Annotated in this window: 21 protein-coding genes and 1 pseudogene; 13 read left to right on the top strand and 9 right to left on the bottom strand. The window is 60.4% G+C overall.

The features are described 5' to 3' along the window. Positions 1-47 precede the first annotated feature (47 nt). The 4 genes from BN1800_RS18040 (at position 48) to BN1800_RS18025 (ending at position 4,863) form a co-directional block, all read left to right on the top strand. Positions 48-755, top strand: a complete 708-nt coding sequence (locus BN1800_RS18040) for an ABC transporter ATP-binding protein (protein ID WP_027511753.1) — start codon at positions 48-50, stop codon at positions 753-755. After that, positions 752-3,295 (top strand): ABC transporter permease, encoded by a 2,544-nt coding sequence (locus BN1800_RS18035; RefSeq protein ID WP_086999891.1) that lies wholly within the window; start codon positions 752-754, stop codon positions 3,293-3,295. The genes BN1800_RS18040 and BN1800_RS18035 overlap by 4 nt, the downstream gene beginning before the upstream one ends. Before the next feature lie 179 nt (positions 3,296-3,474). Continuing rightward, a complete protein-coding gene (locus tag BN1800_RS18030; protein WP_027511755.1) occupies positions 3,475-4,203 on the top strand; it encodes a Bax inhibitor-1/YccA family protein in 729 nt (242 codons plus the stop codon). A 102-nt stretch (positions 4,204-4,305) separates the two neighbouring features. Further along, positions 4,306-4,863, top strand: coding sequence for a GNAT family N-acetyltransferase (locus BN1800_RS18025; RefSeq protein ID WP_086999889.1), 558 nt, complete (start codon positions 4,306-4,308; stop codon positions 4,861-4,863). A 5-nt stretch (positions 4,864-4,868) separates the two neighbouring features. Here the strand turns inward: BN1800_RS18025 and BN1800_RS18020 are convergent, their stop codons facing one another. From BN1800_RS18020 to acnA, 3 genes are all read right to left on the bottom strand, one after another. Beyond that, positions 4,869-5,270 carry a DUF2794 domain-containing protein gene (locus BN1800_RS18020; protein ID WP_027511757.1) on the bottom strand — a complete coding sequence of 134 codons (402 nt, stop codon included), beginning with the start codon at positions 5,268-5,270 and terminating at the stop codon, positions 4,869-4,871. A 277-nt stretch (positions 5,271-5,547) separates the two neighbouring features. Further along, complete coding sequence (locus BN1800_RS18015) at positions 5,548-6,288, bottom strand: DUF1223 domain-containing protein (protein ID WP_086999887.1); 741 nt, start codon at positions 6,286-6,288, stop codon at positions 5,548-5,550. Positions 6,289-6,507: 219 nt separating this feature from the next. Further along, complete coding sequence (gene acnA, locus BN1800_RS18010; protein WP_086999885.1) at positions 6,508-9,198, bottom strand: aconitate hydratase AcnA; 2,691 nt, start codon at positions 9,196-9,198, stop codon at positions 6,508-6,510. Between the two features lie 258 nt (positions 9,199-9,456). On the opposite strand from acnA, the gene ccmA reads away from it, so the two are divergent. From ccmA to BN1800_RS17980, 5 genes are all read left to right on the top strand, one after another. Next, positions 9,457-10,104: a heme ABC exporter ATP-binding protein CcmA gene (ccmA, locus tag BN1800_RS18005; RefSeq protein ID WP_086999883.1), complete on the top strand. Its 648-nt coding sequence runs from the start codon at positions 9,457-9,459 to the stop codon at positions 10,102-10,104. A gap of 181 nt (positions 10,105-10,285) precedes the next feature. After that, positions 10,286-10,945, top strand: a complete 660-nt coding sequence (gene ccmB / locus BN1800_RS17995; RefSeq protein WP_027511761.1) for a heme exporter protein CcmB — start codon at positions 10,286-10,288, stop codon at positions 10,943-10,945. Positions 10,946-11,003: 58 nt separating this feature from the next. Further along, positions 11,004-11,765, top strand: coding sequence for a heme ABC transporter permease (locus tag BN1800_RS17990; protein ID WP_086999879.1), 762 nt, complete (start codon positions 11,004-11,006; stop codon positions 11,763-11,765). Between the two features lie 2 nt (positions 11,766-11,767). Then, entirely contained in the window at positions 11,768-11,935 is a 168-nt protein-coding gene (gene ccmD / locus BN1800_RS17985; RefSeq protein ID WP_027511763.1) for a heme exporter protein CcmD, read from the top strand. Continuing rightward, the gene (locus BN1800_RS17980) at positions 11,932-12,537 is read left to right on the top strand and encodes a DsbE family thiol:disulfide interchange protein (RefSeq protein ID WP_086999877.1); all 606 of its coding nucleotides are present in this window, start codon (positions 11,932-11,934) and stop codon (positions 12,535-12,537) included. Before ccmD ends, BN1800_RS17980 begins: the two co-directional genes overlap by 4 nt. On the opposite strand, the gene BN1800_RS17975 is transcribed toward BN1800_RS17980, so the two are convergent. The 5 genes from BN1800_RS17975 to dapF form a co-directional block, all read right to left on the bottom strand. Beyond that, positions 12,534-13,121 carry a DUF2585 domain-containing protein gene (locus tag BN1800_RS17975; RefSeq protein ID WP_086999875.1) on the bottom strand — a complete coding sequence of 196 codons (588 nt, stop codon included), beginning with the start codon at positions 13,119-13,121 and terminating at the stop codon, positions 12,534-12,536. The two genes, BN1800_RS17980 and BN1800_RS17975, sit on opposite strands and share 4 nt — an antisense overlap. Continuing rightward, on the bottom strand, positions 13,118-13,762 hold the full coding sequence (locus tag BN1800_RS17970; RefSeq protein ID WP_086999873.1) for a septation protein A: 645 nt from the start codon (positions 13,760-13,762) through the stop codon (positions 13,118-13,120). The genes BN1800_RS17975 and BN1800_RS17970 overlap by 4 nt, the downstream gene beginning before the upstream one ends. Before the next feature lie 63 nt (positions 13,763-13,825). Next, complete coding sequence (gene ftsY / locus BN1800_RS17965; RefSeq protein ID WP_086999871.1) at positions 13,826-15,385, bottom strand: signal recognition particle-docking protein FtsY; 1,560 nt, start codon at positions 15,383-15,385, stop codon at positions 13,826-13,828. A 35-nt stretch (positions 15,386-15,420) separates the two neighbouring features. Beyond that, positions 15,421-16,674, bottom strand: coding sequence for a tRNA (N(6)-L-threonylcarbamoyladenosine(37)-C(2))-methylthiotransferase MtaB (gene mtaB / locus BN1800_RS17960; protein WP_086999869.1), 1,254 nt, complete (start codon positions 16,672-16,674; stop codon positions 15,421-15,423). Further along, positions 16,671-17,576, bottom strand: a complete 906-nt coding sequence (dapF, locus tag BN1800_RS17955) for a diaminopimelate epimerase (protein WP_086999867.1) — start codon at positions 17,574-17,576, stop codon at positions 16,671-16,673. Before dapF ends, mtaB begins: the two co-directional genes overlap by 4 nt. A gap of 187 nt (positions 17,577-17,763) precedes the next feature. Between dapF and BN1800_RS17950 the strand changes: the two genes are divergently transcribed. Further along, on the top strand, positions 17,764-19,713 hold the full coding sequence (locus BN1800_RS17950; RefSeq protein ID WP_086999865.1) for an elongation factor G: 1,950 nt from the start codon (positions 17,764-17,766) through the stop codon (positions 19,711-19,713). 56 nt (positions 19,714-19,769) lie between these two features. Here the strand turns inward: BN1800_RS17950 and BN1800_RS17945 are convergent. Further along, a pseudogene (locus tag BN1800_RS17945) lies at positions 19,770-20,015 on the bottom strand (hydantoinase B/oxoprolinase family protein); the annotation flags it as partial. 448 nt (positions 20,016-20,463) lie between these two features. Between BN1800_RS17945 and ffh the strand changes: the two are divergent. From ffh to rpsP, 3 genes are read left to right on the top strand one after another with little or no spacing between them, the layout of a single operon-like run. Next, positions 20,464-22,035 carry a signal recognition particle protein gene (ffh, locus tag BN1800_RS17935; RefSeq protein ID WP_027511771.1) on the top strand — a complete coding sequence of 524 codons (1,572 nt, stop codon included), beginning with the start codon at positions 20,464-20,466 and terminating at the stop codon, positions 22,033-22,035. A gap of 16 nt (positions 22,036-22,051) precedes the next feature. After that, positions 22,052-22,372 carry a chorismate mutase gene (locus tag BN1800_RS17930; protein WP_027511772.1) on the top strand — a complete coding sequence of 107 codons (321 nt, stop codon included), beginning with the start codon at positions 22,052-22,054 and terminating at the stop codon, positions 22,370-22,372. A 50-nt stretch (positions 22,373-22,422) separates the two neighbouring features. Further along, positions 22,423-22,791, top strand: a complete 369-nt coding sequence (rpsP, locus tag BN1800_RS17925; RefSeq protein ID WP_027511773.1) for a 30S ribosomal protein S16 — start codon at positions 22,423-22,425, stop codon at positions 22,789-22,791. The last annotated feature ends 29 nt before the right edge of the window (positions 22,792-22,820 follow it).

Raw genomic sequence — 22,820 nt, 5'->3', positions numbered from 1 at the left:
TCCCTAGATTGGCAAAGTCTTTGCAATTCATATAGGGCGATTTTCTGTTGGCAAAAACCATCATCAAGCTCAAGCAGGCAGATTTGACGCTGGGCAATGCTGCAGCCTCCGTGCATGTATTGAAAGGCATCGACCTTTCGGTCGCCGCCGGCGAGTCGGTTGGTATCGTTGGCCCCTCCGGTTCCGGCAAGTCCACATTGCTGATGGTCCTTGCCGGTCTCGAGAAGCTCGATAGCGGCGAGATCAACATCAACGAGACACCCCTGCACGCTCTCAGCGAAGACCAGGTCGCTGATTTCCGCGGCCGCAATATCGGCATCGTCTTCCAGTCGTTCCATCTGATCGCCAATATGACGGCCCTTGAAAACGTCGCAGTACCCCTTGAGCTCGCAAACGTGCCGAACCCTTTCGAAATCGCCCGGCGCGAGCTGATGTCGGTCGGCCTCGGCGAGCGGCTGAGCCACTATCCGGGCCAGCTTTCGGGCGGCGAACAACAGCGCGTCGCCATCGCCCGCGCGCTTGCGCCTTCGCCCGCCCTCCTCATCGCCGACGAACCGACCGGTAATCTCGACACCGATACCGGCCGCCAGATCGCCGATCTGCTGTTTTCCAAGCAGGCCGAGCGCGGCATGACTCTGCTGCTCGTCACGCATGACGTGTCGCTCGCCAACCGATGTTCGCGGCAGATCAAAGTCCGTTCCGGCCAGATCGAAGGCGATACTGCCGACCGGCGTTCCGAAGCAGCCATCGCATGAAGCTCGTCACACCCCGCGTCGCGCTCGCCTTCCGTCTTGCCCTTCGCGAGCTTCGCGGCGGCCTCAGAGGCTTCTATATTTTCCTTGCCTGCATCGCGCTCGGCACCGGCGCGATCGCCGCCGTCAATTCCGTCTCGCAATCGATCACCGACACAATCGCATCCCAGGGCCAGGAGCTGCTCGCCGGCGATGTCCGTTTCGAACTGAATAATCGCGAGGCGACCCAGCAGGAGATGGGTTTCCTCCGGGGCCTTGGCCAGGTTTCCACCTCGACCGGCCTTCGCTCCATGGCACGAAAGCCGGATGGCTCCGATCAGGCGCTGGTCGAGGTCAAGGCGGTGGATAACGCCTATCCGCTCTATGGCAAATTCACGGCCGAACCGGATTACACCCTTTCCGCTCTGCTCTCCGATCAGAACGGAACCTATGGCGCCGTTGCAGCACCCCTGCTGCTGGAGCGCCTCGGTCTTGCGGTGGGCGACGAGATCCTGCTCGGAAACGCGACGCTCAGCATCACCGGCACCGTTAAGACAGAGCCAGATGCGCTCTCAGAAGGTTTCGGTTTTGCGCCGCGTCTGGTGGTCAGCTGGCAAGCTCTGGCTGCCTCCGGGCTCATCCAGACCGGCAGCCTTGTCGAGCATGTCTACAAGATCAAGCTCGACGACCCCTCCGAGCGCGGCAGCGTGCGCGACCGCGCCACCACGGAGTTACCATCGGCGGGCTGGTCGATCCGAACGAGCGACCGCGCGGCACCCTCGCTCACCGAAAACATTACCCGCTTCTCGCAATTCCTCACGCTCGTCGGCCTCACCGCACTGATCGTCGGCGGCGTGGGCGTCGCCAACGCCGTCCGCGCCTTCCTGGATGCGAAGCGCACAACGATCGCGACATTCAAATGCCTCGGAGCACCTGCCGCAGTCGTCGTCCTCGTTTATCTCTTCCAGATTGCGATCATCGCCTTCGCCGGCATCCTGATCGGCCTCGTCTTGGGTATCCTGTCGCCGATGCTCGCCGCGCAATTTCTCGCACAATTCCTGCCGGTCTCCACCGAGCCGACGCTCTATCCAGGCGCGCTGCTGATAGCAGCGCTCTTCGGCATCCTGACGACACTCGCCTTCGCCATCATGCCGCTCGGCCATGCCCGCGAAGTGCCGGCAACCGCGCTCTTCCGCGAACAGGGTTTCGAGGCACGCCGCCTGCCCTCGTGGCCCTATATCCTGCTTGCCGCGCTTTTCATGGCAGCACTTGCCAGTCTTGCGATCCTTACCGCCTATGACCGCTACATCGCCGTCATCTTCGTCTGTGCGATCGTCTTCGCCTTCGTCATCTTGCGCGCTGTTGCGGCACTGATCGCCTGGCTTGCCAAGCGCAGCCCGCGCGTCAATTCGCCGGCACTGAGGCTTGCGATCGGCAACATCCATCGCCCTGGCGCACTGACGCCGTCCGTCGTCCTCTCGCTCGGTCTCGGCCTCGCTCTGCTGGTCACCCTGACGCTCATCGACGGTAACCTCCGCCGGCAATTGACCGGACGCATGGCCGATGGCGCACCGAATTTCTTCTTCGTCGACATTCAAAGTGCCGAGGTCGAAAACTTCCGCAGCCTGATCAACCGGCAGGCACCAGAAGGCAAACTCGTCGAAGTGCCGATGCTGCGCGGCCGTATCTTGGCGCTGAACGGGAAGGACGTGACCAAGATCCAGGTGCCACCCGGTGGCCAGTGGGTGCTGCGCGGCGATCGCGGCATCACCTATTCAGAGTCGAAGCCGGAAAACTCCTCGCTGACGGAGGGAAGCTGGTGGCCGAAGGACTACGGGGGCGAGCCGCTTGTCTCCTTCTCCTCGGAAGAAGCCAGAGAACTCGGCCTGAAGATCGGCGATACCGTTACTGTCAATGTGCTTGGCCGCAACCTCACTGCCAAAATTGCCAACTTGCGGAAGGTCGAGTGGGAATCGCTGTCGATCAATTTCGTCATGGTCTTCTCGCCCAATACCTTCCGTGGCGCTCCGCATGCATGGTTGGCAACGCTTACCGATCCCTCGGCGACGCCGGCCGTGGAAGCAGCCATCCTCAAATCCGTGACCAATACCTACCCGACGATCACCAGCGTCCGTGTCAAAGATGCGATCGACATCGTCAACACGCTGGTCGCGCAGCTTGCGACTGCAATCCGCGCGGCCGCCTCCGTTGCGCTCATCTCCTCCATTCTGGTACTTGCCGGCGCGCTTGCCGCCGGCAACCGGGCACGAACCCACGATGCCGTCGTGCTCAAGACGCTGGGCGCAACGCGAGCGATGCTGATCCGCGCCTTCAGCTACGAATACCTGATCCTAGGGATTGCAACGGCGGTCTTCGCATTGATCGCCGGCGGAGCCGCGGCCTGGTTCATCGTCAGCCGAATTATGCGGATACCTTCGACGTTCCTGCCGGATGTCGCTGGCCTTACGCTGATCACCGCTCTGGTCCTGACCGTTGGCATCGGGCTGATCGGCACTTGGCGCATTCTCGGCCAGAAGGCAGCACCCGTTTTGCGCGAGCTCTGAATCGGCGGCAGATAAAATCCCTTCACCTTACGGCGATTTAACCCGATCGCGGGTTGCAAGGGCCTTGTTTGCAAAGGGCGAAAGGCTCATATTGTGGCTAGGCATGCTGGAGCTCCGCAGCGGCGCCCGGGTCGTATAGCCCGACACCGTATTCCCATCGGAGCTTTTAAGAGGAAACTATGGCTGACCTTCGTAACTACCAAAGCCGCGCACAAACTGGCGAGATGATCGACCAGGGCCTGCGCTCCTATATGCTCAAGGTCTACAACCTGATGGCGCTGGGTCTGGCGATCACGGGTGTAGCGGCATTTCTATCATTCCAGCTCGCTTTTGCCGACGGTCAATTGACCGCCTTCGGCCAGGCGATCTATGTGAGCCCGCTGAAGTGGGTCGTGATCCTTGCCCCGTTGGCTCTGGTGTTTTTCCTGAGCTTCCGGATCGGCCGCATGAGTGTCGCCGCCGCCCAGACGACTTTCTGGGTCTATGCCGCACTCGTCGGCCTTTCGCTGTCGTCAATCCTGCTGATCTACACGGGCCAGAGCGTCGTTCAAACGTTCTTCATCACCGCCGCCTCCTTTGGCGCGCTGTCGCTTTACGGTTACTCGACAAAACGTGACCTCTCGGCGATGGGCTCGTTCCTGATCATGGGCCTCTTCGGTCTGATCATCGCCTCGCTGGTGAACATTTTCCTGGCCTCTTCCGCGATGCAGTTCGCGATCTCCGTGATCGGCGTTCTGATCTTCGCAGGCCTTACAGCCTACGATACGCAGCGGATCAAGGAAATGTACTTCGAAGCCGATGACGTTGCCGTCGCCGGCCGCAAGGCGATCATAGGCGCGCTGACGCTCTATCTCGACTTTATCAACCTCTTCATGTTCCTGCTGCAGTTCCTCGGTAACCGCAGGTAAGGGGACAGCATCACCGAAAAGGCGGCTCCGGCCGCCTTTTTTATTGCGCGTTGAGCGATGGAGTGTTTTCTAAAGACTATTCATCAATAGTCGGCCGACTCAATGCCATTCTCCCTTCGTGACGCCACTCCTTCCGACCTTCCCGCAATCACGGAAATCTATCGCGAATCAGTCCTCAATGGCGTCGCCAGCTACGAGATCATCCCGCCTTCGGAATCCGAGATGGCTTCTCGCTTCTCCGCGAATACCGGCCTCGGGTATCCCTATGTCGCTGCGGTTGATGAGAATGGGACCCTGCTTGGCTATGCCTACGCCTCCGCCTTCCGCACCCGACCTGCCTATCGCTGGATCGTGGAGGATTCAATCTATCTCGCGCCTGCAGCGCGCGGCCTTGGCATCGGTCGGGCACTGCTCACAGCGCTGATTTCGCGCTGCACGGAACTCGGCTTCCGCCAGATGATAGCCGTCATTGGCGGCGCTCATCCTGCTTCGATCGCGCTTCATCGCACGTTGGGCTTTGAAGATACGGGTCTGCTGAAAGGTGCCGGATACAAACACGGGCGCTGGCTTGACACGATGATCATGCAGCGGCCGCTCGGCGATGGCAAAGACAGCGATCCTAATCCGTCGGTCTATCCCGGCACGCTGTTCAAGGGCTGATGCCTTCACTTCTCGACGAGTTTGAACACCTTGTTGAAGACTTTCAGCACCTGCTGGAGGTCATGGCCGCGCTTCAGGATCATGCCGTTTGAATTGACCACGGAATAGGCGCCTTGCTTGGTGGCAAGCCTCGGATCCTTCTCGATGCGGAAAAGCGGCATCTCGCCTGAACGTTTGAACACGGCGAAGATCGCCTTCTCCTTCAAATGGTCGATGGCGTAGTCTTTCCATTCGCCTTCGCCGACCATCCTTCCGTAGATCCACAGAATCGCATCCAGCTCGCGGCGATGAAACGTCACCGGCGGCGGATCCTTGCTTTGCTTGTACTCTTTTAAATCGACGACGACCGAGGAACTACTACTGGCGGAACGGGCGTCGCCATGCCGCAAATCCGGCTGATCTGTCATCAGTCTCCCAAGCCTCCGCTTATGACAGGAGAACGACAGTTTGCCCGAGCCACATCAAATTGCAAGTGCGGCCAACCATCACATTAAACATATGCTATGCAATCTCCCAAGCGCCGCATTTCAGTCAAAACAGCGCCTCATTTCCGGGGGAAGTTCGCTCACTGATTTGGCGCCAGCGCGCCAAAGGGCCCGGCTGAGCGTATCGACCTTAACCCCAGCCCCGAATACGATCAGCCGGGCCGCCTCATTTCCGTCCGCGTCGAAGCGGTGAAACCGGTCAGATATTCTTGCCTGCCATGACGATTGTTGCGCCGAGAATCGCGGCCGGATCGCCGTCCGCTGTCGCAGCCTGAAGCAGGACGGCGCACCCCTCGAGTCCTGGTTTCTGCAGAACGCTTGCGGGCAGCGTCAGGTTTGCCGACTTGCCGTCCCACATGCCGATCGTTTCGACATCGCTGACGCTGTTGAGATAGGAAATCTTCTTGCCGCTATTTTCGCCCTTTTCGACGGTAATCGTCTTTTCCTTGTCGAAATAGACAAGAACGACATTGGCCTTTCCTTCGCCGGCGCCGATCTTTATCTCGAGCTCGTCGCCGTGCATCTGCGCGTCCACGGGCACGGTCAAGCCTTTGCCTTCCGTCGAAAATGTATCGATCTTGCCGTTGATAGCAGAAAGGTCTGAGCCAGTCAGGTGATCGCGGCCGTTCACCATGACCTGCGGTGTATAGACATTGCTGCGGCCCATCATCCGCGCATAACCATATTGGCGCTCGGTGTTTTCCTTCGAGCTGAACGTGTCCGTCCACCCGAGATAATTCCAGTAATCCACATGATAGGCGAGCGCGATGACATCGCCCTGGCTAACAAGCTTCCGGAAGGCAGCATCGGCGGGGGGACAAGAGGAGCATCCCTGCGAGGTGAAAAGTTCAACGACGCCTTTCAGCTTGCCATCCTCGGCATGAAGCGGCGCTGTAAGCACCATACCGGCGACCAGCGAGATCACAAAACGCGGCGACATTCCAACCTCTTTTCCAGAGACACGCAGCAGACCGAAAACCGCAGTCCCTGATTACGATGGTAGAGATAATCCTTCCGGCCGCAAACGGGAAGTCACGAAGGGGTGAGACGCCACGCGCCGGTATCGTCGCCGGAACACATCGGCGTGAGATGGAAACCCGCAAAGAAAACCGCCGGAGATTGCTTTCCGGCGGTCATTATATGTCATGCCTCTTAACAATCAGGCAGCAAGATCGCGCAGAACCGTCTGCAGGATGCCGCCGTTGTTAAGGTAGATCACTTCATCAAGCGTATCGACGCGCGACAGGAGCGGAACTTCCTTTACCGTGCCGTCGCCGTAAGTGATCTTGGCGATCTTCTTCTGGCGAGGCTTGATGTTTTCCAGGCCCTCGATAGTAACGGTCTCGTCACCCTTGAGGCCAAGGCTCTGCCAAGTCGTACCGTCTTCGAAGACGAAGGGGATGACGCCCATACCAACCAGGTTCGAGCGGTGGATACGTTCGAAGGACTGCGCGATAACGGCCTTGACACCGAGCAGGTTCGTGCCCTTCGCCGCCCAGTCACGCGACGAACCGTTGCCGTATTCGACACCTGCGAAGATGACCAGCGGGACACCCTCTGCCTTGTACTTCATGGCGGCGTCGTAGATCGATTCCTCTTCCTTCGACGGATAGTGGATCGTGTAGCCGCCTTCCTTGCCGTTCGGGCCGAGCATGTGGTTGCGGATGCGGATGTTGGCGAAGGTGCCGCGCATCATCACTTCATGATTGCCGCGCCGCGTGCCGTACTGATTGAAGTCCGCGACCCCGACATTGTGCTCGAGCAGATAAGAACCGGCCGGCGACGCAGCCTTGATCGAACCGGCCGGGGAAATGTGATCGGTGGTGATCTTATCGCCGAAGAGACCGAGGATGCGGGCACCCTTGATGTCCGAGGTACCGCTGCCCTTCTTGCCCATGCCTACGAAATAAGGCGGGTTCTGGACATAGGTTGAGTCGTCGTCCCAGGCGTAGGTCTGGCCTGGAGGAACCTGAACGGCCTGCCAGTTTTCATCGCCCTTGAAGACATCCGCATATTTCGTTTCGTAGAGTTCGCGGGTGACATACTTCAGGATGAATTCCTGAACTTCCTTCGCGCTCGGCCAGATGTCCTTGAGATAGACCGGCTTGCCGTTCTGCTCCTCGCCGATCGGCTCCTTGGTCAAGTCCTTCTGGACCGTGCCGGCGAGCGCATAAGCGACGACGAGCGGCGGGGATGCCAGGTAGTTCGCTTGAACGTCCGGCGAGATACGGCCTTCGAAGTTGCGGTTGCCCGAAAGCACGCCCGAAACGATAAGGCCCTTGTCGTTGATCGCCTTCGAGATCGGTGCCGGCAGCGGGCCGGAATTGCCGATGCAGGTCGTGCAGCCGAAGCCGACGAGGTTGAAGCCGAGTTTGTCGAGGTCGGCCTGTAGGCCGGACTTGGCAAGATATTCGCCAACAACCTGCGATCCAGGCGCCAGCGAGGTCTTGACCCAGGGCTTAGTCTTCAGGCCCTTGGCAACGGCGTTGCGGGCAAGCAGGCCGGCAGCGATAAGCACCGATGGGTTGGAGGTGTTAGTGCAGGACGTGATGGCGGCAATGGCAACGTCGCCATGGCCGAGATCGAAGTCCGTGCCTTCGACCGCATAGCGGTTTGAAAGCTGGCTGGGCTTCTTGTAGTCAGCGTCCATCGACGTGGCGAAACCGGACGCGATGTCTTCGAGCGCGATGCGGCCTTCCGGGCGCTTCGGGCCTGCCATAGACGGCACGACGTCGCCGAGGTCGAGTTCCAGCGTGTCGGTGAAGACCAGATCGGAACCATCGCCGTCGCGCCACATGCCTTGCGCCTTGGAATAGGCTTCGACCAGCGCGATCCGGTCATGCGTACGGCCCGACATGGTGAGGTAGTTGATGGTTTCGCCGTCGACCGGGAAGAAGCCGCAGGTCGCGCCGTATTCCGGACCCATGTTGCCGATCGTTGCGCGGTCTGCGAGCGGCATGTTGTCCATGCCCGGGCCGAAGAACTCGACAAACTTCGAAACGACGCCCTTCTTGCGCAGCATCTGCACGACGGTCAGAACAAGATCAGTCGCGGTCACGCCTTCCTTGAGCTTGCCGGTGAGCTTGAAGCCGATGACTTCCGGCAGGAGCATCGAGACCGGCTGGCCGAGCATAGCGGCTTCCGCTTCGATACCGCCGACGCCCCAGCCGAGAACGCCAAGGCCGTTGATCATCGTCGTGTGAGAGTCCGTACCGACGCAGGTATCCGGGTATGCAATCGTCTCTCCGTCCTCTTCCTTCGTCCAGACGGTCTGGCCGAGATATTCGAGGTTGACCTGGTGACAGATGCCAGTGCCGGGAGGAACGACGCGGAAGTTCTTGAATGCCTGCTGGCCCCACTTCAGGAAGCGGTAGCGCTCGCCGTTGCGCTGGTATTCCAGTTCGACGTTCTTCGCAAAGGCCTGCGGCGTGCCGAATTCATCGACGATGACCGAATGGTCGATGACCAGGTCGACCGGAACCAGCGGATTGATCTTTTCCGGATCGCCGCCGAGCGAGACCATCGCGTCGCGCATCGCGGCGAGGTCGACGACAGCCGGAACGCCGGTGAAGTCCTGCATCAGCACGCGTGCCGGCCGATAGGCGATTTCGTTTTCGACGGAGCCCTTGTTGTTCAGCCATTCGGCGACGGCCAGGATGTGCTCCTTGGTGACTGTTTGGCCGTCTTCGAAGCGCAGCAGGTTCTCGAGCAGAACCTTCATCGAATAGGGAAGCTTCGACACGCCTTTGAGACCATTCGCCTCAGCCTTCGGCAGGCTGTAATAGACATAGTCTTTCCCGTTCACGGAAAGCGTGGAACGACAATTGAAGCTGTCAAGAGATTTAGACACGAGAGACCCCGTTCTGATAGCCAACACAGTCGTGCGGACGCCTATGCACTAATGCACATCAGGATGCGGGTACGGCCATTTCCGCTGTCCGCACGTGGAGAGGTTCTCCATGTTCGGCGCAAGGATGAAATTCACGCCGGCCGCTGGCGTGGTTGCGGGTCTTATAGATAATTTCTAAGAAAGGTGCCAGAGAGGGCTTGGCCCATTTGGGACATTTTTTGCGTCGCGGTGACCAAAATCTTATCGAACGGAAAACCTATGCATCTCGACGCCTCCAATCTCGCTGCCAGGCGGGGCGAAGACCTGATTTTCACAGACGTATCCTTTCGTCTCGACGCAGGCGAAGCGCTAGTTTTGACTGGGAAAAACGGATCGGGAAAGTCCACTTTGCTGCGTGTCGTGGCCGGTCTTTTGGCGCCCGAAAGGGGCACAGTCGAATTCACTGATTCGCGTGGTGAAACGGACCGGGATCCGCGCGAGGTCAGCCACTATCTCGGCCACCGCAATGCGATGAAAAGCGAGCTGACCGTTTCAGAAAATCTCGCCTTCTGGCAAAATTTTCTCGGCGACACGCTCGGCGCTTCAGAATTATCGATCGAAGACGCCGCCGGGGCCGTCGGCCTCTCGGGCATTACGCATCTTCCCTTCGGCTATCTCTCTGCCGGCCAGCAACGCCGCTTTGCATTCGCCAAGCTGCTCGTCGCCTACCGCCCGGTCTGGATTCTCGACGAACCGACCGCAGCGCTCGACGCAAGCGCCGACCGCTTGCTTGCCGATCTCATCGACGCCCACCGCAGAAAGGGCGGCATCGTTCTCGCCGCGACCCACCAGCCGCTCGGGCTTGAGAGTGCCCGGGAACTCAAGATGACCGGGTTTGCGGGTGTGGATCGAGGAGTTTGGGGTTGATGAAGCTTATGGCACACCGGAACACGACTCCTCCCCAACCCCTCCTCACAAGAGCGAGGGGCTTCAACACGGCATCCGCTCATATGGATCGTATCCTCGCTAATTCGGAAATGGCCTGCTTTAGGCGCCAGCCGACGCGGCGGGTCGGGGAGGGGTCGTCCATCCGAGGGGACATCTGCATATGACCGCCCTCTTCTTCCGCGACCTGAAGCTTTCCATCCGCGCCAGCGGCAGTGCGCTGGTTGGCGTGCTGTTTTTTCTCACCGTCGTCGCTGTCATCCCGTTCGGCGTCGGGCCAGACCTGAATCTGCTTTCGCGGATTGGCCCCGCGATCGTCTGGATTGGTGCGCTGCTTGCGGCTTTGCTCGGTCTTGACCGGCTTTTCCAAGCCGAACGCGACGACGGTTCGCTGGACCTGATGCTGATGCAGGAAACGCCGCTTGTGCTGACGGTTCTCGTTAAATGCTTCGCGCACTGGACGGCAACGAGCCTCCCGTTGGTGATTGCCTCCCCGTTCCTCGGTCTCTTCATGAATATGAACGAGATTGCGATCGGCGCGACGATGCTGACGCTCTTGGCCGGCTCGCCCGCGATCACCTTCATTGGCGCCGTCGGCGCGGCCGTCGCCGTCGCGCTTCCGCGCGGCGGGCTGCTGGTCTCGATCCTTGTTCTACCGTTGACCATTCCGGTGCTGATTTTCGGCGTAAGCGCCACCTATGCGGCCGTGGAGGATCCGGCACCTTTCCTGCCGCCCTTCCTCATTCTGATCGCATTGACGTTGTTCTTTGCAGTTATCGGTCCGGCAGCCGCAGCACTTGCGCTGCGAAACACATCGGATTGATCGGCTCTTTGATCACGATCAATTGCGGGAGCACTGCGTTCAAGGTAAAGAACCGTTCATGAACGAAACAAGCCTTGCCATCAGCAAATTTAGCGATCTCGCCAATCCGACGCGGTTTCTGGCGCTGGCGCAGCGCACGATCCCGTGGATGGCGGCGGCAACGGCGCTCTGTCTCATCGTCGGGCTATATCTCAGCTTCTCAACGGAAGGCGACTACCAACAGGGCGAAACCGTCCGCATCATGTATCTCCATGTGCCTTCGGCCTGGCTCGCGATGATGTGTTACACGGTGATGAGCATTTCGGCGATCGGCACCCTCGTCTGGCGCCATCCGCTGGCCGATGTCTCCGCCAAGGCGGCCGCACCGCTCGGTGCCGCGTTCACCCTCCTAGCGCTCGTCACCGGCTCTCTCTGGGGCAAGCCGATGTGGGGTACCTGGTGGGTCTGGGACGCGCGGCTGACGTCCGTCTTCATCCTCTTCCTGATGTATCTCGGTCTCATTGCACTCAACCGCGCCATCGATGATCCGTCGAGGGCCGCACGGGTCACCGCGGTTCTGATTCTCGTCGGTTTCGTCAACATCCCCATCATCAAGTTTTCCGTCGACTGGTGGAACACGCTACATCAGCCCGCAAGCGTCGTGCGTCTCGACGGCCCCGCAATCGATCCGGAATTCCTGCGGCCGCTCCTCGTGATGGCCATCGGCTTCACGCTGCTCTTCTTCACGCTGCACATCACCGCAATGCGCAACGAGATCTGGCGCCGTCGCGTTGCTGCCCAGCGCCGCCTCGCTGCCCGCATGGCAAGCCGCGAGGAATAGCCATGACGCATGCTTTTTATGTCTATAGCGCCTACGGTTTCGCGGCCTTGCTCACGATTGCCGTCACGCTCTGGGTCTGGGCCGACGGACGAGCACGGCGGAAGGAACTCGCAGTGCTCGAGGCTTCCGGTATCCGCCGCCGCTCGGCGCGCGCAAAGGATGGCGAATGAGCACGCAGCAGCAGGATCAGCCGAAACCGCGTCGCTTGGCCCGTTACGCGCTGGCTCTGATCCCGCTTATGGTTTTCGGCGGCATCGCAATGACAGCTGCCAAAATGCTTTACGATCAGGATTTCCACGGCAAGAACATTTCGGAAATACCGTCAGCACTGATCGGCACCAAGGCTCCGGCATTGAACCTGGCACCGCTCGAAGGCTCCAATCTGCCGCCTCTGACGGACATCGCGATCAAGGGAAAGCTGACGTTGGTCAACGTCTTTGCTTCCTGGTGCCTTCCCTGCCGGGAGGAGCACCCGATCCTCACGGAACTGGCAAAGGACAACCGGCTCAACATCGTGGCGATCAACTACAAGGACAAGAACGAGAGCGCACTGCGTTTCCTCGGCGAGCTCGGAAATCCCTATGCCGCGATCGGCATCGATCCGAATGGCAAGGCAGCGATCGACTGGGGCGTTTATGGCATCCCGGAGAGTTACCTGGTCGGCCCCGACGGCACGATCCTTTATAAGCGCGTCGGCCCCTTCGATGATGTCAGCCTCAAGGAAGGCCTCTATCCCGCGATGGAAAAGGCGCTCGGGAAGCCTGTTTCCTAAATCGCACTCTGCCAGGCTTTGACCGCCTCGACCGGCCAAACCAGCATCAGCACGTTGAGCGTCAGGTTGTCGCGGATCATATAACCCGTGAAAATCTCGAAGAAGATCGCGATGGCAACGGTAAGCGCGACCGGCGCGCGGGCAGCGAAAAAGAAGCCGGCGACCATGAAGACGGTGTCCATGGCCGAGTTCAGGATGCTGTCGCCATAATAGTCGAGGGAGATCGTCGTCGCACGGTAACGGTCGATGATGATCGGCGAATTCTCCATCAGCTCCCAGCCGGATTCTATGACTAGCGCCAGAAGCAGGCGGACGGCAATAGGTTTGCCGCGTAGCACGAGATGCGCCAGCCCATAGAACAGGAAGCCATGAATGATGTGGGATGGCGTGTACCAGTCCGAAAGATGCTGGGAATTGCCGCTCGAGTTGACAACGCCTTCCCACAGCTTGACATAGCCGCAGGTGCAGATCGGCGTGCGGCCCATCAGATACTCGGCAGCCATCTGGGCGATCAAAACCGCCAGGCAGGCCGCAAACCAGAAGTTCTGATGCCTCGTTCTTTCCGCCGCACTGAAAGCCGTCACTTTTCGGTCTCTCCTGCAGGAGTTATCGAATGCTTCAGGATGAGCGGCATCTGCGCCATGGTGAAAATGATAGTAATCGGCATCGTCCCCCAGACCTTGAAGGCCACCCAGAAATCATTCGAAAAATTGCGCCAGACGACTTCGTTCAAAACTGCGAGGAACAGGAAGAAGACACCCCACCGGACCGTCAGCCTGCGCCAGCCTTCGGCGTCGAGCTGAAAGGCTGCATTGAAGACATAGCCGAGCAGAGACCTGCCGAAGGCAAGCCCGCCCAGCAGCGCGACGCCAAACAGTGCATTGACGATCGTCGGCTTCATTTTGATGAAGGTTTCGTTCTGGAGGTAGATCGAGAGCGAACCGAAGATCAGAACGACGATGCCCGACACGAAGGGCATGATCGGCAGATGGCCGAGAACAAGCTTGGAAACAACGAGCGAGACAATCGTTGCCGCCATGAACAGCCCCGTCGCCACGAAGAGCGGCCCGCCGAGTTCGGACAAGGCAGGGAACCTCTCGACCAGCCAGGCGCCGCGCAGATTGGCGAAGAAGAAGATCATAAGCGGCCCGAGTTCCAGCGCCAGCTTCAGCATCGGATGGTGCCGGTCGGCGGCGCTGGGCGTAATATCGCTTTCAGTGGTCATGTACCCGTCAAACCTGTTCATCGTTCGCGCGGCTTGCGCGCAGTTGTCGACTTATCTGTGGCATCATTGCCCGAGACCGGCAATGGCATGAGCGAAATCCTCGGCCTCGAAGGGCTCCAGATCGTCCACACCTTCGCCGACGCCGATGAAATAGACCGGCAGCTTGTGCTTGGCGGAAATGGCAACGAGGATGCCGCCTCGCGCCGTCCCGTCGAGCTTGGTCATGATGAGGCCGTTGACGCCCGCAACGTTGCGGAAGATTTCGACTTGGTTGAGAGCGTTCTGGCCGGTGGTCGCATCCAGCGTCTGCAGCACCGTATGCGGGGCGTCGGGATCGAGCTTGCCGAGCACGCGGACGATCTTTTCAAGCTCCGCCATCAATTCCGCCTTGTTCTGCAAGCGTCCGGCGGTATCGATGATCAGCACGTCGCACTTTTTCGCCCTCGCCTGCTCGAAGGCGTCATAGGCGAGGCCCGCGGCATCGGCACCAAGCTTGGTGCCGATGAATTCCGACTTCGTGCGATCGGCCCAAATCTTCAACTGCTCAATCGCCGCGGCACGGAAAGTGTCACCCGCCGCCACCATGACCTTCAACCCGGCACCCGAGAGCTTCGACGCCAGCTTGCCGATTGTCGTCGTCTTGCCGGTGCCGTTGACGCCGACGACGAGAATGACATGCGGCTTGTGGCTGAGATCGAGCTGCAACGGCTTTGCGACCGGCTTCAATACTTTGGCAATTTCAAACGCCATGATGCGGCTGACGTCCTCTCCCGTCACATCCTTGCCATAGCGCTCGGAAGCAAGCGTGCCGGTGACGCGCATGGCGGTCTCGAGGCCGAGGTCGGCTTGTATCAGCAGGTCTTCGAGATCCTGAAGCGTGTCGTCGTCCAGCTTGCGCTTGGTGAAGAGTGCGGAAATCTGGCCCGTAAGTTGCGACGAGGTGCGCGCGAGACCAGCACGCAGACGCTGGAACCAGCTGAGTTTTGGCGTCAGAGCAATCGGTTCCGGCTCGGCGACTTTCGGACCGGTTGCAAAGCCCTTGGGAAGCACAGGCTCCGCCTCTGAAGCATGCTCGCCATCCGCTTCAGGACTAGGAATATTCCCCTCTGTACTGCCGGACATTTCCCCCACATGGGGGGTGAGCGGTTGAGCGGCGATGTCTTTCCCAGACTCTGACGTCACTGGTTCGGCTTCTGACGCCTCAACAACCTCAGCAGCGCTTTCTTCCGAAAAGGCAGCCTCGCCCTCCAACGGATCTCCCCCCTTGTGGGGGGGATGTCCCGTAGGGACAGAGGGGGGTGTTTTTATCTCGCCCGCCTCCTGCTCGGCTTCCGCCTCCAGCAGCGAGAGTGGTATCACTCCAAGATCACCAATCTGGTCGGCCGCCGGAAGAATCGTCAAATTCTCCTCTGCGGAAGTCTCGGACGCATCCGCAGCCGGCCCACCCGCGGTATCCATCTCCTCCGGCAAAGCGGGATCGCTTGCGCGCGGCAGGTGCTCTTCGCGCGAATGCGGCTCCAGTTCGGCTTCGAGAGCTTTCGTCTCTGCAGCCTCCGGCGCCTGTTCTTCCGCCGGCTTTTCCTTGCCGAAGGTGAAGACCTTTTTGATGAAACTGAGCGCCATGGGAATTCCGTGAAATCAGGCCGCGTCGGCGGCTATCAATTGCATGTCGAGATGTTGCCGTTGTGGCCGGTGATGGTCGCCTCGACGAACGAACCCGGGCGAAGACCGGGAGCTGCGACAAGCGTGAAGTTTTCGGTATGTGCCAGCCCGTTGTTTTCCACCAGCAGCCATTGCCGCGTTCCAACCATCTGATCCAGATGGGACTGATGAAGCTGATGTCCAGTAGCGCGAAGCCGTGCCGCGCGATCCTTAACGAGTGCTCGGTCGAGTTGCGGCATGCGGGCTGCCGGCGTGCCTGGACGAGGGCTGTAAGGGAAGACGTGCAGATGAGCGATCTTCGCTTCTTCCGCCAGGCTGACAGCATTTTCGAACATCGCTTCGGTCTCGGTCGGGAAACCGGCGATCATATCCGCGCCGAGGCTCATCTCCGGACGCAGACGGCGGACCTGCTCGACGAAGCCCAACGCATCGGCGCGCGAATGGCGCCGTTTCATGCGCTTCAGAATGATGTCGTCGCCATGCTGCAGCGAAAGATGCAGGTGCGGCATGAAACGCGGCTCGTCGGCGATCAGATCGAACAGATGCTTGTCCGCCTCGATGCTGTCGATCGAAGACAGCCGCAGACGGCGGATGTCGGGTACCTGCTTCAGAAGCGTCTTAGCGAGCAGCCCGAGCGTCGGTTCGCCCGTGAGGTCGGCGCCGTAGCTGGTGGCATCGACGCCTGTCAGCACGATCTCGCGATAGCCACTTTCAACGAGGTTGCGCGCCTGATCGACCACGGCACCCATGGGCACGGAACGGGAATTACCGCGGCCATAGGGAATGATGCAGAAAGTGCAGCGATGGTCGCAGCCGTTCTGCACCTGGATAAAAGCACGCACATGCCCGTCGATGTGCTTCACCATCTGCGGCGCCGTCTGGCGCACACTCATGATGTCGTTGACGCGCAGCTTCTCTTCCGCCGAAACGCCGAAATCGGGAAGCGCGCGGTAGGAAGTGCTCGTCAGCTTCTCCTCATTGCCGAGAACGGCGTCGACTTCGGTCATTTCGGCAAATGTCTGCTTTTCGGTCTGGGCCGCGCAGCCCGTCACGATGATGCGGGCATGTGGATTATCGCGGCGCACGCGGCGGATGGCCTGCCGCGCCTGACGCACGGCCTCGCCTGTGACCGCGCAAGTGTTCACTAGAATGGCATTGTTGAGCCCTGCCTTTTCCGCCTCCGCCCGCATCACTTCGGATTCATAGGTATTGAGGCGGCAGCCGAAGGTTATGACCTCGACGCCGCTCACCGCGCCTCGGCCCCCTGCGCCTGATCGCGCGACCATGAGCCCGTGGCGGGATCGACAGTGCCGGACCATTCCCATTCGGCTGGGCCGGTCATGATCACGTGGTCGTCGCGCTCGCGCCATTCAATCGACAATATGCCGGGCGGCTTGGCGCTGGCGACATGAATGTCGACCTTGCGGCCCGTGCGGCCCGTGCGGGCAGCGGAAACCGCGGTTGCGCAGGCAGCCGAACCGCAGGCAAGCGTCAATCCCGCGCCGCGCTCCCACGTGCGCGTCGTGATCGATACCGGCGAGGTGACTTGTGCCAGCGTGATATTGGCGCGCTCCGGAAACATCGGATGGTTTTCAAGCAACGGTCCGAAGCGGGCAAGATCAAAGGACATCACGTCCCTGTCGACCCAGAAGACGGCGTGCGGATTGCCCATCGACATGGTGGAGGGCGAATGCAGAACCGGGCTGTCGATCGGGCCGATCTGCAGTTCGATGCGGCTCGTATCGTGGAATTCTTCCGCAAGCGGGATCTTGTCCCAATCGAAAACAGGCTTGCCCATGTCGACCGAGATCGTGCCGTCATCATGCTCGACGGCATTGAGGATGCCTGCCACCGTCTGGAAGGTGAAGACCTTCTTGCCGGTTTCCGCAGCAAGAGCCTGCACCACGCAACGCGTGCCGTTGCCGCAGGCTTGCGCCTTCGATCCATCGCAGTTCAGGATATCGATCCAGGCATCAGTGCCTTGGGCTCTCGGGTCATGGATCGCCATGATCTGGTCGAAGGCCGTATCCGGATGGGCATTCAGCGCAACCGCCGCAGCCGACGTCACCTTGTCCGCGCGGCCGCGCATGTCAACGACCAGGATCTTGTTACCAAGCCCGTTCATCTTCGCGAATTCGACCGTTGTGCTCATAGGATCATTCCGTGTATTTCGGCTGTATATGGCCGAAACGCGCGGGAATTACCAGTGGGCACCGACAAAGCGGACGCCCATCGTGCCGCCTCATCCTTGAGAAAAATCGCAATGGCCTAGCGCTTTTCATCAGTTGAAGGCATTCTTGGCAATGGGATGCGTGTTCTTGGCAATGGGAGGATAGCCGATGCGCTGCTTCACGGTACTTGGACCCTCGCAGACGGGAAAGTCGACGCTCGTCGCAAAACTGGCTTCGCTCGAAGGGACACCGAGAAAGTCTGTTTCTCCATACGGATCAAGCCTGACGGAATTCGAATTCGGAAGCGAGGGATGGTGTGCGCTGGACACACCCGGCGCCAACGAGGCGCTGGCGCTCGCCCAGGATTCGCTGCTGGCAAGCGACGCCTGCATCCTCTGCGTATCGCCGTCACCGGACGAAGCCGTGCTGGCAGCCCCCTATCTTCGTGTCATCGAAGCTTCGGGAACACCCTGCATTCTTTTCGTGAACCGCATGGACGAGCCGCGAGGGCGCGTGCGCGACGTCATCGCCGCCCTGCAGGACTATTCCAGCCATCCCCTCGTCCTGCGGCAGATACCGATCCGCGACGGAGATGCGGTCGTCGGCAGCTGCGACCTGATTTCGGAGCGCGCCTGGCGCTATCGCGAAGGTCAACCTTCCGCCCTCGTTGAACTTCCCGACAGTGCTGCAGCGCGCGAGCACGAGGCACGCTCCGAATTGCTGGAGCATCTTTCCGACTATGATGACTGGCTTCTGGAGGAGCTGATCGAAGATCGCGAACCGGCAAGCGACGCACTCTTTGCCATCGCTTCGCGGATCCTGAAGGAAAACAGGGTCATTCCCGTGCTCTTCGGGGCAGCTTCCCACAGCAATGGCATCAAGCGGCTGATGAAGGCGCTGCGCCATGAAGCGCCGCCTGTTGAAGCTCTAAAGAGGCGGCTGGCCGCGGCCGCCAGCCTAGATGAAACGGCGTTGGCTGCCGTGAGCTTTCACGCCTACCATCGGCCGAGCGTTGGGAAGACAGTTCTCGCCCGCGCGCTTGCCGACGGACTGAAGCAGGGCGCGGCGCTGGGCGGCTCGGGGCTCGGCTCGCTTCAGGAGGGAGGAAACGGCCGTCCCAACCTGACATGCGGCACGATATTCGCCGCAGTCAAGTCAGACCACCTACCCGCACCTGCGCTGCTGACACCGGCCGACGCGTTGCCGCCGCCAGCTTGGACGACGCCGCCGACGCCAATGCTCGAACGCATCCTCGTTCCGGGCACAGAGCGTGACGAGACGAAGCTCTCGGCGACGCTGGCAAAGCTGGCCGAGACCGATCGCGGCCTGAAGGTGATGCAGGAAGAAGGAACGGGCGCGCAGTTGATCTGCGCCCAAGGGCCGATTCACCTGCGCGATCTGCGCAAGACCCTGTCGGAGGTGTTCCGCGTCGAGGTGACCGATCGATCGCCGAACCCTATCTATCGGGAAACGATCTCGAAGCCCTCGAACGTCCACTACCGTCACCGCAAGCAAACGGGCGGCGCAGGTCAGTTCGCGGACGTGCAATTGAGCGTCCGGCCCAACGCGCGCGGGCAAGGCTTCACCTTCAGCGAGACGGTCAAGGGCGGCACCGTTCCACGGAATTATATACCGGCGGTGGAGGCCGGCGCCCGTGAAGCCATGGAGAAAGGCCCACTCGGTTTTCAGGTGATCGATGTCGATGTGACGCTCACGGACGGCCAGTATCACTCTGTCGATAGCTCCGATTTCGCCTTCCGGGCAGCGGCAAGGATGGGCGTGCGGCAGGCGCTGTCAGAGGCAGCGGCCGTGCTAATGCAGCCGGTGGTTCGCGTCGAAATCCACATACCCTCCATCTTCTCCGGCAGCATGGTGGCGATCATCTCGGCGCTCAAGGGCCAGGTGCTTGGATTCGATCGTGATGAGAGCGCCAAAGGCTGGGATGTCTTCCGGTCACTCGTTCCCGGTGGGGCGCTGGACGAGTTGGCTCGGGCACTGCGCTCAGCCACTCAGGGGATCGGGTACTTCTCCAAAACCTTCGACCACTTTGAGGAGATCTACGGCAAGGAGGCCGAGTCTATCATACATACGCACGGTTCGGGATCGCACGCGAATTAAAGCGCCACACATCTTTGAAGATACTCAAAGCTACCCGGAGTATCGCCAGCCTAACCTCAAGCACCGTAACCTCCTCCGGTCGGAGTCGTGACGATAACCGCTTCGCCCGCAGCAGGCGTTGACTGGTCGCAGCCGGTCATGGTTTCGATTTGCCCGCCGGCGCAACGGACCTCTGTTTTGCCCAATTCGCCGCCCTCTCCGCCGTGAAGGCAGAAAGGCCGGATCGTGCGATGGGAGGAGAGGATGCTGCAATCCATTTCGTCAGGGAAGCGGATCGTATGGCGGGTTCCGCCGCCCTGGGCCGGAGAGGATGGCACCCTGGCGTTCCAGAGGCGCGTTGGTGGCCGTGGTACCCATCTTGACGGCCCGATGCGCTCGCAATGGATCGGCCCGCCGACCTTGAGGCCGAGCAGGTCGCGAATGTCCTGCACGGCGGCACTTTGATCGTGTCACGTGAGATTACGCAAGGGGCACGCCGAAGGGTCTCAGAAGCCCGCAACGCGGTCATTTGTCCGCATTCTCTTGACTTTGTCTGCGCTTTCCTGTTTACCGCCGCTCATTCTATGACGAGCTTCAAGACTCGAGCCGCCGACCGGGACCCGCAAAGGTATAAAGAGATCCCGGAGGTCCACACCCGACAGCGCGATGCGCCCTCGGGTGCTTTTTGGCTTTGCGTCTTGTTTTCGTCAAGGAAAAGCACGACGTTTCCGGGCATACCAATCCCGCCCGAAACGTATCAAGGAAGAGCCTATGTTTGAAAACCTCCAGGACCGTCTTGGATCCATTCTGAATGGACTGACAGGCCGTGGCGCGCTTTCGGAAGCCGATGTTTCCGCAGCGCTGCGCGAGGTTCGCCGTGCGTTGCTGGAAGCTGATGTTGCACTCGACGTCGTGCGCGGCTTCACCGACCGCGTGCGCGAAAAGGCCGTCGGCGCCGAGATACTGAAGTCGATCAAGCCCGGCCAGATGGTCGTCAAGATCGTTCATGACGAAATGATCGAGATGCTGGGCGGCGAAGGCGTCGGTGTCGACCTGCACGCTGCCGCCCCTGTCGTCATCATGATGGTTGGCCTTCAAGGCTCCGGCAAGACAACGACGACGGCGAAGATCGCCCTTCGCCTTACGACGCGCGAGAAGAAGAAGGTGCTGATGGCATCGCTCGACACGCGCCGTCCGGCTGCGCAGGAGCAGCTTCGGCAACTCGGAGCGCAGGCGAGCATCGACACGCTGCCGGTCATCGCCGGTCAGTCGCCGACCGATATCGCCGCGCGCGCCGTTCAGGCAGCCAGGCTCGGCGGCCACGACGTCGTCATTCTCGATACCGCCGGCCGTACGCATATCGACGAACCCTTGATGGTCGAAATGGCCGATATCAAGAAGAAGTCGAACCCGCATGAAATCCTGCTTGTCGCGGATTCGCTGACCGGTCAGGACGCCGTCAACCTGGCCCGCAATTTCGACGAGCGCGTCGGCATCACCGGCCTCGTCCTGACGCGTATGGATGGCGACGGCCGCGGCGGTGCCGCTCTTTCGATGCGTGCCGTCACCGGCAAGCCGATCAAGCTGATCGGCGTCGGCGAGCGGATGAATGAGCTGGAAGAATTCCATCCCCGCCGCATCGCAGACCGCATCCTCGGCATGGGCGACATCGTTTCGCTTGTCGAGCGCGCGGCGGAAAATATCGATGCCGAAAAGGCAGCCGCGATGGCTGCCAAAATGGCCAAGGGCAAGTTCGACCTCAACGACCTCGCCGACCAGCTGCGCCAGATGCAGAAGATGGGCGGCATGGGCGGTATCATGAGCATGATGCCCGGCATGGGCGGCATGAAGGACAAGATGGCGTCCGCCGGCCTGAACGACGGCCTTTTCGGCCGTCAGCTTGCGATCATCTCTTCGATGACCAAGGCCGAGCGCGCCAACCCGGACATCCTCAAGCATTCCCGCAAGAAGCGCATCGCCGCCGGTTCCGGCACCGAAGCCTCCGACATCAACAAGTTGCTCAAGATGCACCGCCAGATGGCGGACATGATGAAGATGATGGGCGGCAAGGGCAAAGGCGGCATGATGAAGCAGCTGATGGGCGGTCTTGCCGGCAAGATGGGCCTTGGCGGCATGGGAGGAATGGGCGGCATGCCCGATCTCTCGAATATCGACCCGAAACAGCTGGAGGCGCTTCAGAAGCAGGCCGAAGCGGCGGGTCTTGGAAAGCCGGGCGGGAGCATGCCCGGTTTGGGAGGCGGTTTGCCGGGTCTTGGCGGCGCAAAGCTGCCGGGTCTCGGTGGCAGTTTGCCGGGTCTGCCCGGACTGCCGAAGAAGAAGTGAGAGGATCGCCTGGCCCATGATTGATCCAGAAGTCAAAGCCCAGCTTTCGAGCTATCGCCAGTCGATTGACAATATCGACGCCGCGCTCGTTCACATCCTGGCCGAACGTTTCCGCTGCACCAAAGAGGTCGGCGTGCTGAAGGCCAAGTACAAGTTGCCGCCGGCCGATCCGGCGCGCGAGGAATACCAGATCGCCCGTCTGCGGCAGCTTGCCGAAGACGCACATCTGGATCCGGATTTCGCCGAGAAGTTCCTGAACTTCGTCATTAAAGAAGTCATCCGGCACCATGAGCAGATCGCTGCGGATCACGCTGAACAAGGCGCCGCAGCAAAATGAACCGATACCGCCTCACGAAGCGGTCAAGAAAAGCCTAAGGAGTAAATGACATGGCACTGAAAATTCGTCTCGCCCGCGGTGGCTCCAAGAAGCGCCCGTACTACCACGTTGTTGTTGCCGACGCTCGCTCGCCGCGCGACGGCCGCTTCCTCGAAAAGCTCGGTTCCTGGAACCCGATGCTTGCCAAGGACGACGCAAAGCGCGTTGAATTGAACGCCGAGCGCATCAAGCACTGGCTCGATAACGGCGCGCAGCCGACCGACCGCGTTCTGCGCTTCCTCAACGAAGCCGGCGTTGCCAAGCGCGAAGCCAAGAACAACCCGGAAAAGGCAAAGCCGGGAAAGAAGGCTCAGGAGCGCACCGCCGAAAAGGCTCAGAAGGCTGCCGACGCAGCTGAAGCCGCCGCTTCCGCGGAATAATCCCGGGATCATATCCTGATTGGACGGGG

This window comes from Rhizobium sullae, from assembly GCF_900169785.1.
Lineage (GTDB): Bacteria > Pseudomonadota > Alphaproteobacteria > Rhizobiales > Rhizobiaceae > Rhizobium > Rhizobium sullae.
Note: the sequence above shows the minus strand (reverse complement) of the source record. Positions and strands in the feature narration are given on the sequence as shown.